The 13,592-nt window shown below is 63.4% G+C and carries 13 protein-coding genes and 2 tRNA genes; 1 reads left to right on the top strand and 14 read right to left on the bottom strand.

All coding sequences use genetic code 11. The features are described 5' to 3' along the window. Positions 1-152: 152 nt before the first annotated feature. The 14 genes from rpsO to rlmE form a co-directional block, all read right to left on the bottom strand. Positions 153-422 carry a 30S ribosomal protein S15 gene (gene rpsO / locus AC1G9C_RS04850; RefSeq protein ID WP_004424394.1) on the bottom strand — a complete coding sequence of 90 codons (270 nt, stop codon included), beginning with the start codon at positions 420-422 and terminating at the stop codon, positions 153-155. Positions 423-677: 255 nt separating this feature from the next. Beyond that, a complete protein-coding gene (truB, locus tag AC1G9C_RS04845; protein ID WP_031303270.1) occupies positions 678-1,598 on the bottom strand; it encodes a tRNA pseudouridine(55) synthase TruB in 921 nt (306 codons plus the stop codon). 2 nt (positions 1,599-1,600) lie between these two features. Further along, positions 1,601-1,990, bottom strand: coding sequence for a 30S ribosome-binding factor RbfA (gene rbfA / locus AC1G9C_RS04840; RefSeq protein ID WP_021444600.1), 390 nt, complete (start codon positions 1,988-1,990; stop codon positions 1,601-1,603). Positions 1,991-2,100: 110 nt separating this feature from the next. Next, positions 2,101-4,587, bottom strand: coding sequence for a translation initiation factor IF-2 (gene infB / locus AC1G9C_RS04835; protein WP_021444601.1), 2,487 nt, complete (start codon positions 4,585-4,587; stop codon positions 2,101-2,103). 27 nt (positions 4,588-4,614) lie between these two features. Beyond that, a complete protein-coding gene (nusA, locus tag AC1G9C_RS04830; RefSeq protein WP_031303271.1) occupies positions 4,615-6,096 on the bottom strand; it encodes a transcription termination factor NusA in 1,482 nt (493 codons plus the stop codon). A 112-nt stretch (positions 6,097-6,208) separates the two neighbouring features. Then, the gene (gene rimP / locus AC1G9C_RS04825; RefSeq protein ID WP_122109091.1) at positions 6,209-6,667 is read right to left on the bottom strand and encodes a ribosome maturation factor RimP; all 459 of its coding nucleotides are present in this window, start codon (positions 6,665-6,667) and stop codon (positions 6,209-6,211) included. A 129-nt stretch (positions 6,668-6,796) separates the two neighbouring features. Then, a tRNA-Met gene (locus tag AC1G9C_RS04820) sits at positions 6,797-6,873 on the bottom strand. Between the two features lie 95 nt (positions 6,874-6,968). Beyond that, a tRNA-Leu gene (locus AC1G9C_RS04815) sits at positions 6,969-7,054 on the bottom strand. Between the two features lie 7 nt (positions 7,055-7,061). After that, positions 7,062-7,439, bottom strand: coding sequence for a preprotein translocase subunit SecG (secG, locus tag AC1G9C_RS04810; RefSeq protein WP_021444604.1), 378 nt, complete (start codon positions 7,437-7,439; stop codon positions 7,062-7,064). Between the two features lie 3 nt (positions 7,440-7,442). Then, positions 7,443-8,198, bottom strand: a complete 756-nt coding sequence (gene tpiA / locus AC1G9C_RS04805) for a triose-phosphate isomerase (RefSeq protein WP_021444605.1) — start codon at positions 8,196-8,198, stop codon at positions 7,443-7,445. Between the two features lie 65 nt (positions 8,199-8,263). After that, positions 8,264-9,601, bottom strand: coding sequence for a phosphoglucosamine mutase (glmM, locus tag AC1G9C_RS04800; protein WP_480409586.1), 1,338 nt, complete (start codon positions 9,599-9,601; stop codon positions 8,264-8,266). A 13-nt stretch (positions 9,602-9,614) separates the two neighbouring features. Beyond that, positions 9,615-10,466, bottom strand: a complete 852-nt coding sequence (gene folP, locus AC1G9C_RS04795) for a dihydropteroate synthase (RefSeq protein ID WP_480409585.1) — start codon at positions 10,464-10,466, stop codon at positions 9,615-9,617. A 6-nt stretch (positions 10,467-10,472) separates the two neighbouring features. Then, positions 10,473-12,386, bottom strand: a complete 1,914-nt coding sequence (gene ftsH / locus AC1G9C_RS04790; RefSeq protein ID WP_021444608.1) for an ATP-dependent zinc metalloprotease FtsH — start codon at positions 12,384-12,386, stop codon at positions 10,473-10,475. Between the two features lie 173 nt (positions 12,387-12,559). After that, a complete protein-coding gene (rlmE, locus tag AC1G9C_RS04785) occupies positions 12,560-13,183 on the bottom strand; it encodes a 23S rRNA (uridine(2552)-2'-O)-methyltransferase RlmE (RefSeq protein ID WP_021444609.1) in 624 nt (207 codons plus the stop codon). 91 nt (positions 13,184-13,274) lie between these two features. On the opposite strand from rlmE, the gene yhbY reads away from it, so the two are divergent. Beyond that, on the top strand, positions 13,275-13,586 hold the full coding sequence (yhbY, locus tag AC1G9C_RS04780) for a ribosome assembly RNA-binding protein YhbY (protein WP_031303274.1): 312 nt from the start codon (positions 13,275-13,277) through the stop codon (positions 13,584-13,586). Positions 13,587-13,592: the final 6 nt, after the last annotated feature.

The following is a 13,592-nucleotide window of genomic DNA, read 5'->3' as shown; positions in this document are numbered from 1 at the left end:
TTGCCTTGGGGGAAATTGGAAAGAAGCGCGGGAGTCGGACCCGGTGCATCCCTCGAAAAGCCAAAAGCTGGAAGCCCAGCGCCACGAGGTGAGGATCACTCCCCACTCGCGACGCCGAACTCCCAGCTTCCAACTTGTGCAGCTCGCGTCTATTAACGACGCAGGCCCAGGCGACCGATCAGGGCGCTGTAACGACTGGTGTCCTTGCCCTTCAGGTAGTCCAGCAGCTTACGACGCTGGTTAACCATACGGATCAGACCACGACGGCTGTGGTGATCCTTACCGTTGGCCTTGAAGTGACCTTGCAGCTTGTTGATGTTGGCGGTCAGCAGGGCTACCTGCACTTCCGGGCTACCGGTGTCGCCTTCAGCTTGCTTGTAGTCGTTAACGATCTGGGCTTTTTCTTCAACGCTGAGTGCCATGTTGGCTTCCTCTCATCTGGAAACTGCCGAAGCAGTCTCAATAGGCCGGGAATCGCTTCCCGTGTTTTAAAAAGAGGTATGACCGTGCCTACTAACAGCCACCCTCGCAGTCCTGCCGCTGGTATCGCCAGCTTCAGGCTTCAGCCCTCGGGGCCGAACCATTCGGCGTTACCGGCAACCACCGACAACACCTGCCGACGCCATGCGCCGGTATCAATTCAATCCGGGCCCTAAGACCCGTGTCTGCACCCGGTGCTAGGCACCGGTGTAAATCAATCGACGCGGGGCGATACGCCCATCGTCGCTCACTTCGCCGATGCCGATGAAGCGACCGGTGTGATCCTGCACCCGCACCATGCCGAACTTCGGTGCTTCCGGCGCGCGTACCGGCTGCCCTTGCAACCAGTAGAACGCGCTGTGTTCGGAGAACTGCAGCAGCGGCCAGTCCTGCAAGCCGCTGTCGACCGGCTGCAGGAAGCGATCGAGCGCTTCGTTGCCACCTTCGGCATGCGCCGCTTCCAGCTCTTCCAGGGTCACGGTACGGCTCAGGTCGAACGGCCCAGCCTTGGTCCGGCGCAGCTCGGCGACGTGCGCGCCGCAACCGAGCAGTTGGCCGAGATCCTCGACCAGGGTCCGAATATAGGTGCCCTTGCTGCAATCCACCGCCAGGCGGGCCTGCTCGCCCTCGCAGGCCAGCAAATCCAGGCGCGCAATAGTAACAGAACGCGCCTCGCGCTCCACTACCTCGCCGGCACGGGCCAGCTTGTAAAGTGGCTGGCCGTCCTTCTTCAGGGCCGAGTACATCGGCGGTATCTGCTTGATTTCGCCGCGAAAACGCGGCAACAGCGCCTCGATCTCGGCACGACCAACGGTCACCGGACGCCGCTCCAGCACCTCGCCCTCGGCATCGCCGGTGGTGGTGGTGACACCGAGCTGGGCCAGAGTCTCGTAGCCCTTGTCGGCATCGAGCAGGTACTGGGAGAACTTGGTCGCCTCGCCGAAGCACAGCGGCAGCACGCCGGTGGCCAGCGGATCGAGGCTGCCGGTGTGGCCGGCCTTCTCCGCGTTGAGCAGCCAGCGCACCTTCTGCAGCGCGGCGTTGGAGGTGAAGCCGCGCGGCTTGTCCAGCAGGATGATGCCGTCGACCTTGCGCCGTATACGTTTGACCTGCGCCACGCTTAACCCTCGCTGCCGTCCTGGTGCTTGCGATCTTCCGCCACCGCACGCTCGATCAGCGCCGACAGCTCGGCGCCGCGGCGGATGCTGGCGTCGTACTGGAAGTGCAGCTGCGGGATGGTGCGCACCTTCATCGACTTGCCCAACAGCATGCGCAGATAACCGGCTGCCTCGCCGAGGATCTCCAGGTTGAGCTTGATCTGCTCGGCATCGTCGTCCTTGCCCATCACGGTGATGAACACCTTGGCATGGGACAGGTCGCGGCTGACGTCCACTGCGGTGATGGTCACCAGGCCCAGGCGCGGGTCCTTGATCTCGCGCTGGATCATCAGGGCCAGCTCGCGCTGCATCTGATCGCCAATACGCTGGGTACGGCTGTAGTCTTTGGCCATTTCTACTTACCTTTCCTTCGCCCGCCGCCTGTTCGGCGTCGGGCTCAAAAGCGGCAAACGCCCGGCCGCGCTTGAGCGGGGCCGGGCGTTGCGTTATCGCGCCGGGTTGCTTACAGGCTGCGCGCCACCTGGACCTTCTCGAACACTTCGATCTTGTCGCCGACCTTGACGTCGTTGTAGCTCTTCACGCCGATACCGCATTCCATGCCGGCCCGCACTTCGGACATGTCGTCCTTGAAGCGGCGCAGGGACTCCAGTTCGCCTTCGAAGATCACCACGTCCTCGCGCAGTACGCGGATCGGACGGTTGCGGTACACGGTACCCTCGATGACCATACAGCCGGCCACGGCGCCGAACTTCGGCGAACGGAACACGTCACGCACCTCGGCGATGCCCAGGATGTTCTCCCGCACGTCGCTGCCGAGCATACCGGTGAGCGCCTTCTTGACGTCCTCGATGATGTCGTAAATGACGTTGTAGTAGCGCATGTCCAGGCCTTCGGCCTCGACGATCTTGCGCGCACCGGCATCGGCACGGACGTTGAAGCCGAACAGCACGGCGTTGGAGGCCAGCGCCAGGTTGGCATCGGACTCGGTGATACCACCGACGCCGCCACCGACCACGCGCACCTGCACTTCGTCGTTGCCCAGGGTGCTGAGCGAGCCTTGCAGGGCTTCCAGAGAGCCACGCACATCGGCCTTGAGCACGATGTTGAGGGTCTTCTTCTCTTCCTGGCCCATGTTCTCGAAGATGTTTTCCAGCTTGCCGGCATGCGCACGAGCCAGCTTGACCTCGCGGAACTTGCCCTGACGGAACAGCGCAACTTCGCGGGCCTTCTTCTCGTCGGCCACCACCATCATCTCGTCACCGGCATCCGGCGTGCCGTCCAGGCCGAGAATCTCGACCGGAATCGACGGACCGGCTTCCTTGATCGACTTGCCGTTCTCGTCGAGCATGGCACGCACGCGGCCGTAGTTGACGCCGACCAGAACCATGTCGCCCTGACGCAGGGTACCGTCCTGAACCAGCACGGTGGCCACCGGGCCGCGGCCCTTGTCCAGGCGCGATTCGACCACCACACCACGGCCCGGGGCCGACGGCGTGGCTTTCAGCTCGAGCACTTCAGCCTGCAGCAATACGGCTTCGAGCAGTTCGTCGATACCGGTACCCATCTTGGCCGAAACATGTACGAACGGCGCGTCGCCGCCCCACTCTTCCGGGATGACGTCGAGAGCGGCCAGGCCGTTCTTGATGTTGTCCGGGTTGGCATCGGGCTTGTCGATCTTGTTCACCGCGACCACGATCGGCACGCCAGCCGCTTTCGCGTGCTGCACCGCTTCCTGGGTCTGCGGCATCACGCCGTCGTCCGCCGCCACCACCAGGATGACGATGTCGGTGGCCTTGGCACCACGGGCACGCATCTGGGTAAACGCAGCGTGGCCCGGGGTGTCGAGGAAGGTCACCATGCCGCGGTCGGTTTCCACGTGGTAGGCGCCGATGTGCTGGGTGATGCCACCCGCCTCACCGGAGGCCACCTTGGCGCGACGGATATAGTCGAGCAGGGAGGTCTTGCCGTGGTCGACGTGACCCATGACGGTCACCACCGGCGCGCGCTGGAAGGCCTCGCCCTCGAACTTCAGCGACTCGGCCAGCTGCTCTTCCAGGGCGTTGTCGCTGACCAGCTTGACCTTGTGGCCGAATTCCTCGGCGATCAACTGGGCGGTTTCCTGATCCAGCACCTGGTTGATGGTCACCGGAGTGCCCATCTTGAACATGAACTTGACGATTTCCGCGCCTTTGATGGCCATCTGCTGGGCCAGGTCGGAAACGGTAATGGTCTCGCCAATCGATACGTCGCGCACAATAGGACCTGTCGGGCTCTGGAAGCCATGCTGGTTGCGCTTCTTCATCTTGGCCTTGCCACGGCCACCGCGACGGAAGCCGTCGCTCTCCTCGTCGACGCTGCGCGGAGCGACGCGCGGAGCCGGCGCCTTCTCCTTGACGGTCGGGCGATGCTGGGTGTGCTTGCGATCGCGGCGCTCGTCGTCGTCGCTGCGCGTCTTCTCGGGACGGCGCACCTCATCCTTCTTGCGCTCGGCCTCGACCACGGGAGCAGCCACTACCGGCTCGCTGATCGGTGCGGCAACCGCGGCAACGCCATCAACCGCCGCCGGAGCGGCAGCCGTCTGGCGCTTGGCCTCTTCCTCGGCCTTGCGCTTGGCTGCTTCTTCGGCCTTCAGGCGCTCGGCCTCGGCTTCGGCGCGCTGGGCTTCCAGCTCGCGCTGCTTCTCGGCCTCCAGCTCTTCCGGGCTGCGCTTGACGAAGGTCTTCTTCTTGCGCACTTCCACACTGATGGTCTTGCTGCCAGCCACCCGCAGGGTGCTGGTGGTCTTGCGCTGCAAGGTGATCTTGCGCGGCTCTTCGACCTTGTCGCCGTGACTGCTCTTGAGATGGGCCAACAGGGCCTGCTTCTCGCTATCGGTCACTACTTGTTCGGCGCTGTCGTGGGACAGCCCGGCTTCACGCATCTGCTGCAGCAGGCGCTCCACCGGTGTGTCGACCACTTGGGCCAGTTCTTTCACCGTGACTTGCGTCATGCATCTTTCTCCTCAGGCCGCAACCGCTTATTCGAACCAGTGGGCTCGAGCGGCCATGATCAGCTTGCCGGCACGTTCTTCGTCGATGCCGTCGATGTCGAGCAGGTCGTCGATCGACTGCTCGGCCAGGTCTTCACGGGTAATCACGCCGCGCAGCGCCAGCTCCAGAGCCAGCGCCTTGTCCATGCCTTCCAGTTCCAGCAGATCATCCGCCGGATGGGCATCGGCCAACTTCTCCTCGTTGGCGATCGCCTTGGTCAGCAGACGATCCTTGGCCCGTGCACGCAGCTCATTGACGATGTCCTCGTCAAAGCCATCGATGCTGAGCATTTCTTCCATGGGTACGTAGGCAATCTCTTCGAGACTGGTGAAACCCTCTTCGACCAGGACTTGGGCCAGCTCTTCGTCGACTTCCAGCTCGTCGATGAAGGACTGCATGATGTCGCCGGTTTCCGCCTGCTGCTTGGCCTGGATGTCCGCCTCGGTCATCACGTTCAGCGTCCAGCCGGTCAGCTGGCTGGCCAGGCGCACGTTCTGGCCGCCGCGGCCGATGGCCTGAGCCAGGTTGTCCTCGGCGACGGCGATGTCCATGGCATGGGCATCTTCATCGACGATGATCGCCGCCACTTCGGCCGGCGACATGGCGTTGATCACGAACTGCGCCGGGTTGTCGTCCCACAGCACGATGTCCACGCGCTCGCCGCCCAGCTCGCCGGAAACCGCCTGCACGCGCGAACCGCGCATGCCGATGCAGGCACCCTGCGGGTCGATGCGCTTGTCCTTGGAGCGCACGGCGATCTTGGCGCGCGAACCCGGGTCACGGGAAGCGGCCTTGACGTCGATCAGCCCTTCGGCGATTTCCGGTACTTCGATGCGGAACAGCTCGATCAGCATTTCCGGCGCGGTACGCGACAGGATCAGTTGCGGACCGCGGTTCTCGGTGCGGATTTCCTTGAGCAGGGCGCGCAGACGCACGCCGACGCGGAAGGTCTCGCGCGGGATGATGTCTTCGCGGGCCAGCAGCGCCTCGGCATTGTTGCCCAGGTCGACGATGACGTTGTCGCGGGTGACCTTCTTCACGGTGCCGGAGATGATCTCGCCCAGGCGCTCGCGGTAGGCGTCGACCACCTGCGCACGCTCGGCCTCGCGCACCTTCTGCACGATGACCTGCTTGGCGGTCTGCGCGGCGATGCGGCCGAACTCGATGGACTCGACCTTCTCCTCCAGCACGTCGCCGATCTTGGCGCCGGCTTCCATGGCCTGCGGCATGTCTTCGGTCAGCTGGTAGGCCGGGTCTTCGAATTCGGACTCGTCGACCACGGTCCAGCGCCGGAAAGTCTCGTAGCTGCCGTTCTGCCGGTTGATCGTCACACGCAGATCGACTTCGTCTTCAAAACGTTTCTTGGTTGCGGTCGCCAGAGCCAACTCCAGCGCCTCGAAAATTACGCTAGCCGGCACACCCTTTTCGTTGGATACCGACTCAACAACTAGCAGTACTTCTTTGCTCATCGTACGCCTCGCCTTTCGCAATCCATTGGATCTGCACCATCCGCGCTACTTGCGCCATGTGCGCTACTTGCGCCATTCGCGCTAGCCGCAGAGCTCTCGCGGGATCCGCGTCTCAATCAAACCGGGGGATAATGTTGGCCTTGTCGATCAGGTCGACCGGCAACAGGTACTCGTGGTCATCCACCTGCACTACCACGTCCTGTTCCTCCACACCGCGGAGGAGGCCTTGAAAGTTGCGCCGCCCGTCGAAAGGCGAACGCAGCTTGATCTTCACTTGCTCGCCAGCGTGAGCGGCGAACTGCTCCAGGGTGAACAACGGCCGGTCCATGCCGGGCGAAGACACTTCCAGGGTGTACTCCGAGGTAATGGGATCCTCGACGTCCAGCACACCGCTGAGCTGACGGCTGACGATCTCGCAATCGTCGATCAGGATGCCGCCTTCCTTATCGATATAGACACGCAGCAGCGAATGACGCCCCTGCGACAGGAACTCGATGCCCCAACACTGGTAACCGAGTGCTTCGATTACCGGGGCCAACAAGGCCTGCAACTGTTCTAGCTTGCTCGACACTTAACGGCCCTCGCGCATGCTGTGCAAATAAAAAATGGGCGAAACGCCCATCCCTTCGAACCGCCTGAAATGCCGGCGGACACTGTCTTTCAGCTAACAAAAAGCCCCTGAAAAGGGGCCTGCTGAAACTGGTTGCGGGGGCTGGATTTGAACCAACGACCTTCGGGTTATGAGCCCGACGAGCTACCAGACTGCTCCACCCCGCGTCAAAGCTGGGCCGGAATTATACGGCTGCCCCCCTCGAGGGTCAACCGAGACTCCAGCAACAAGAAAGCCCGCGAACTGCGGGCTTTCTTGAGTATGGTACCGAGGAGGGGACTCGAACCCCTACAGCCTATGGCCACTACCACCTCAAGGTAGCGTGTCTACCAATTCCACCACCTCGGCAAAACTGTTACTGCTCGGGAGCCTCCGGCACATCCGACGAATCGGCTGCGGGCGCTTGCTCTTCGAGCACCGGCACATCTTCTGCTGCCGGCTTTTGTTGAACTTCCAGAACCGCTGGATCTGGCAGACCAACCTGGGTCATTGCATCAGCTTTTTCTTTAGCAAAGAACGCTAAGCCCAAGCTAGTAATGAAAAAACCGGTGGCGAGTATAGCAGTAAACTTACTCAGAAAGGTAGAGGAACCTTGGCTTCCGAATACGGTTGCCGAAGCCCCCGAACCGAACGATGCACCAGCATCGGCACCCTTGCCCTGCTGCAATAGCACCAGCACCACTACACCGATCGCACCCAGCAGGTGCAGAACCACAATGACTGTTTCCAGCATTCTTCAGTTTCCTGCAGCGCGACAGATCGCACCGAATTCATCCGCATTCAGAGAGGCTCCACCCACAAGCCCCCCATCGATATCCTGCATGCCGAACAACTCGGCTGCACTGGCGGCCTTCACACTGCCGCCATAAAGAATTCTCAGACCGCTCGCCACCTCGGCATCCGCCTGCGCAACCTGGGCGCGGATCGCCGCGTGCACTTGCTGGGCCTGCTCGGGCGTAGCGGTCAGCCCGGTACCTATGGCCCAAACCGGCTCGTAAGCCACCACCGCCTTTGCCAGCGACTCGACACCCAGAGCGTCGATCACGGCAGCCAACTGAGCACCCACCACATCCAGCGTCGCACCGGCCTCGCGCTGCTCGCGCGTCTCGCCGAGACAAAGCACCGGCACCAGCCCCGCGACCTGCGCCGCGGCGAACTTGCGAATCACCGCTTCGTCGCTCTCGCCCAGGATCAGGCGCCGCTCGGAGTGGCCAACCAACACCAGCTCGCATCCGGCATCGACCAACTGACTCGTCGCCAGCTCACCGGTCAAGGCGCCCTGCTCCGCCTGTACTGCACAATTCTGCGCACCCACTTTCACAGCGCCAGCAGCCAGACCGGCCACGACCTGGGCTATATGCAAGCTGCCAGGGAATACCGCGACTTCGACCTCAGCCGGAAACTCCAGCTGGCGAAGCTCTTCGATCAGCTCTGCGACGCTGGCGCGGGTACCGTGCATTTTCCAGTTACCGGCGACCAAGGGGCGACGCATGTTTTACCTCGTCGATCAAAGAGGGCGCAGATGTTACCCAAGAGCACCCTCGGTAGCAAGCTCAATCAAGCACAGACTTCGGCAACAATCTTAGCCAATTCATCGGCATAGCCGCGCACCAAGCCTTCCTCGTCGCCCTCGACCATCACCCGCACCAACGGCTCGGTTCCCGACTTGCGCAGCAGCACCCGGCCGCGACCGGCCATGCGCTCGGTCACCCGATTGCAGGCTTCCTGCACCGACGGGTGCGCGAGCGGATCGACATCGCCGCCCAGGCGCACATTGACCAGCACCTGCGGGCACTTCTTCAGCCCACCGCGCGCCTCGGCCAGGCTTTGCTCGCGACGCTTGAGCGCCATCAGCACCTGCAGCGCGGCGATGATCGCGTCGCCGGTGGTGGTGTGCTGGAAGCACACCAGGTGCCCGGAATTCTCCCCCCCCAGCTGCCAGCTGCGCGCCAGCAGCTCGGCGATCACGTAGCGATCGCCGACCTTGGCCCGCACGAAGGGGATGTTCAGTTCGGCCAGGGCCAGCTCCAGGCCCAAGTTGCTCATCAGCGTGCCGACCACGCCGCCGCGCAGACGACCGCGTTCCTGCAGATCGCGGGCGATGATGAACAACAGCTCGTCGCCGTCGACCACCGCGCCGTGCTGATCGACCATCAACACCCGGTCGGCGTCGCCGTCGAAGGCGATGCCCAGATCGGCCTGCTGCGCGACCACTTCGGCCTGCAGGGCGGCGATATGGGTCGAGCCGCAAGCGTCGTTGATGTTCAGCCCGTCGGGCTGCGCCGCCATCACCCGCACCTCGGCGCCCAGTTCGCGGAACACGCTGGGGGCGACCTTGTAGGCGGCGCCGTGGGCGCAGTCGACGACGATCTTCAGCCCCTTGAAGCTGGTGCCGCTGGGGACGCTACCCTTGCAGAACTCGATGTAGCGCCCCGAGGCATCGTTGATCCGCGAGGCCTTGCCGATGCCGGCAGACTCCACCACGGTCATCGGCTGATCGAGCAGCTCCTCGATCAACAGCTCCACATCGTCAGGCAGCTTGGTGCCCTCGCGGGAGAAGAACTTGATGCCGTTGTCGTCGTGCGGATTGTGCGAGGCGCTGATGACGATGCCGGCATCGGCCTGGAAGGTACGCGTCAGGTAGGCGATGGCCGGCGTCGGCATCGGCCCGAGCAACTGCACGTCGGCACCGGCAGCGGCCAGACCGGCCTCCAGGGCGGATTCGAACATGTAGCCGGAAATTCGCGTGTCCTTGCCGATCAGGATGCGGCACTTACCCTGCTTGCGGAAGGCCATGCCCGCCGCCCAGCCGAGCTTGAGCATGAAATCCGGAGTGATGGGGAATTGCCCGACGCGGCCACGAATGCCGTCGGTGCCGAAGTATTTTCTAGCCATACCGCTTTCCTTGTTAGTGCGCCGCTTCCACCGCGGCGATCATCCGCACCACGTCCACCGTTTCGGCGACGTCGTGCACACGCAAAATATGGGCGCCCTTGGTCAGCGCCAGGGCCGCCAGCGCCAGGCTGCCATACAGGCGCTCGCCCACCTCGTGACCGAGCACCTTGCCGATCATGCTCTTGCGCGACACGCCAACCAGCAGCGGGCGGCCGAGGACGGAGAGCTCGCCCATTCGCTTGAACAGGGCCAGATTGTGCTCCAGGGTCTTGGCGAAACCAAAGCCCGGATCGAGCACGATCCGCTCGGCGGGAATACCGGCCGTCGCGCAGGCTGCCATGCGCTCTTCGAGAAAGTCGCGCACCTCGACCAGGATATCCGGGTACTGCGGGTCGTCCTGCATATTGCCGGGCTCGCCGCGCATATGCATCAGGCACACCGGCAGGCCGCTGTCGGCGGCGGCATCCAGCGCGCCATCGCGCTGCAGCGAGCGCACGTCGTTGATCAACCCGGCACCGAGTCGCGCCGTTTCGCGCATCACCGCCGGGGTCGAGGTGTCGACCGAGATGATCACGTCCAGCTCACGGGCGATGGCCTCGACCACCGGCGCCACGCGCTCCAGCTCCTCGGTCGGCGAAACCACGCGCGCGCCAGGACGCGTCGACTCACCACCGACGTCGATCAGCGTCGCCCCTGCCGCGGCCATGGCCGCGGCATGGCGCAGCGCGGCGTCGCGCGCAGTGAAGCGGCCGCCATCGGAGAAGGAATCGGGGGTGACATTGAGGATGCCCATCACCTGCGGACGGGACAAATCAAGAAGCCGGCAGCCACAGGGCAGCCGGCTTGGGTATTGCGCGAGGGACATAGGCGATCAGTGCTCTGCCGCCGGCCCGCCGATGGGCTTCTCGGGACGATCGACCTCGTCGACCTTGGCCTGCGGCGCACCGGAGTCGCCGCCGCCATCCCAACCGCGCGGCTCACGCGGCTCGCGGCCATTCATGATGTCGTCGATCTGATCGGCGTCGATGGTTTCGTACTTCATCAGCGCCTCGGCCATGGCGTCGAGCTTGTCGCGGTTCTCCACCAGCAGCTTCTTGGCGGTGGCGTAGCACTCGTCGATGATGCGCCGCACTTCCTCGTCGATCAACTTGGCGGTTTCGCCGGACACATTGCTGTGCTGGCTGCCCATGCTGCGACCGAGGAACACCTCGCCCTCTTCCTCGGCATACATCAGCGGACCGAGTTTCTCGGACAGGCCCCACTTGGTCACCATATTCTTGGCCAGCTGGGTGGCGCGCATGATGTCGTTGGAGGCGCCGGTGGTGACACCGTCGAAGCCCAGGGTCATTTCCTCGGCGATACGGCCGCCGAACAGCGAGCAGATCTGGCTGATCAGCGCGCGCTTGGACAGGCTGTAGCGATCCTCTTCCGGCAGGAACATGGTCACGCCCAGGGCGCGACCGCGCGGAATGATCGACACCTTGTAGACCGGGTCGTGCTCGGGCACCAGACGCCCGACGATGGCGTGACCGGCCTCGTGGAACGCAGTGTTGAGCTTCTCCTTGTCGGACATGACCATGGTCTTGCGCTCGGCGCCCATCATGATCTTGTCCTTGGCCAGCTCGAACTCCTTCATTTCCACCACGCGCTTGCCAGCGCGGGCGGCGAACAGCGAGGCCTCGTTGACCAGGTTGGCCAGGTCGGCGCCGGAGAAGCCCGGGGTGCCGCGGGCGATCACCGCCGGCTGCACGTCGTCGCTCATCGGCACCTTGCGCATATGCACCTTCAGAATCTGCTCGCGGCCGCGGATGTCCGGCAGGCCGACCACCACCTGGCGGTCGAAACGACCGGGGCGCAGCAGTGCCGGGTCGAGCACGTCGGGACGGTTGGTGGCGGCGATGACGATGATGCCGTCATTCATTTCGAAGCCGTCCATCTCCACCAGCAGCTGGTTGAGGGTCTGCTCGCGCTCGTCGTGCCCGCCGCCCATGCCGGCGCCGCGATGGCGACCGACGGCGTCGATTTCGTCGATGAATATGATGCAGGGCGCGTGCTTCTTGGCCTGATCGAACATGTCGCGTACGCGGGAAGCGCCCACGCCGACGAACATCTCGACGAAATCGGAGCCGGAGATGGTGAAGAACGGCACTTTTGCTTCGCCGGCCACGGCCTTGGCCAGCAGCGTCTTACCGGTACCTGGCGAGCCGACCATCAGCACGCCACGCGGGATACGTCCGCCCAGACGCTGGAACTTGCCCGGGTCGCGGAGGAATTCCACCAGCTCGCTGACTTCTTCCTTGGCCTCGTCGCAACCGGCGACGTCGGCGAAGGTGGTCTTGACCTGGTCTTCGGAGAGCAGGCGCGCCTTGGATTTGCCGAAACTCATCGGCCCGCCCTTGCCGCCAGCGCCTCCCTGCATCTGACGCATGAAGAACATGAACACGGCGATGATCACCAGAATCGGGAAGCTGGCCACCAGCAACTGGGTCCAGATGCTCTGCTGCTCGGGCTGCTTGCCCTCGATGACCACGTTGTTGTCGATCAGGTCGCCGATCAGGCCGCCGTCCTGGATCGCCGGACGAATGGTCTTGAAGCCTTCGCCGTCGGTGCGCTTGCCGGTGATCACGAAACCGTCGACGGTGACGCGCTCGACGCGCCCCTCCTTGACCTGCTCGATGAACTGCGAGTAGCTCAGGGTCTGTGGCTCGCTCGGGCTGGAGAAGTTGTTCATCACGGTGACCAATACGGCCGCGATGATCAGCCACAGGATCAGGTTCTTTGCCATGTCGTTCAATTAGCTACCCTCTGAAGCAGGCCTCGTGGCGAAGCAGGCTTCCCATGACGACCAGTGATATACCGACCTAACTTACACCAAACGCCCGCATCTGGCAGGCACCGTCTGTAACCCTTTATTAGGTCTCTAACATTGAGACCCGCTCCGGGCGCGCCGGTTTCACCCTAGACCCCGCGAAATCCGCGGGCCAGCAGGTACTGCTCGCGGGAGCGATCGCGCGACGACAGCGGCTTGCGCATCTGCACCTTGTCGAACGTCTCACGCACCTGCTTGTGGTAGGCGTCGAAACCTTCGCCCTGGAAAATCTTGATCAGAAAATCGCCGCCCGGACGCAGCACGCGCCCGGCCAAATCCAGCGCCAGCTCGCACAGGTACATGGCGCGCGCCTGATCGGCGGTTCTCACCCCACTCATATTGGGGGCCATGTCGGAAATCACAAGGTCCACCGGGTTTTCCCCGATGGCTTCGAGAATCCGCGCGAACACCGCATCGTCGGTGAAGTCGCCCTGGATGAAGGCAACGTCGGGAATGGCGTCCATCTCCAGGATATCGGAGGCGATCAGCCGACCTTTGTCGCCGATCACCCGACTGGTCACCTGCGACCAGCCGCCCGGTGCGGCGCCCAGGTCGACCACGGTCATGCCCGGGCGCAGGATGCGGTCCTTGTCCTGGATCTCCAGCAGCTTGTAGCTGGCGCGCGAACGATAGCCGTCCTTCTGCGCCATCTTCACGTAGGGATCATCGAAATGTTCTTTCAGCCAACGCTGGCTGGTCTTGGAACGGGCCACGCAAAACCTCGGATTTAACGGGTCATGAATAACCGCGCCGGCTCGGGTAAGATAGGCGCCGTTTTTCCAGACCGAACTTAGGGGTCAGATTATGCCGCTCACTCAAGAGCAGAAGAAACAGTTCAAATCTATCGGCCACCACCTGAAACCTGTATTGATCGTGGCCGACAACGGTTTGACCGAAGGCGTGCTGGCCGAATTGGAGCGCGCCCTGAACGATCATGAACTGATCAAGGTGCAGCTGCGCGTCGCCGAGCGCGAAGACCGCCTGGCCGCCATCGAGGCGCTGTGCCAGAGCGGCCGGGCCGAACTGGTGCAGGTGATCGGCAAGATGGCCCTGCTCTATCGCAAGAACCCCAAGCCGAACCGCAACCTGTCCAACGTGATTCGTCACCAGGGCTGAGCCGCG

The sequence above is a fragment of the Pseudomonas sp. ABa2 genome, from assembly GCF_056676075.1.
Note: the sequence above shows the minus strand (reverse complement) of the source record. Positions and strands in the feature narration are given on the sequence as shown.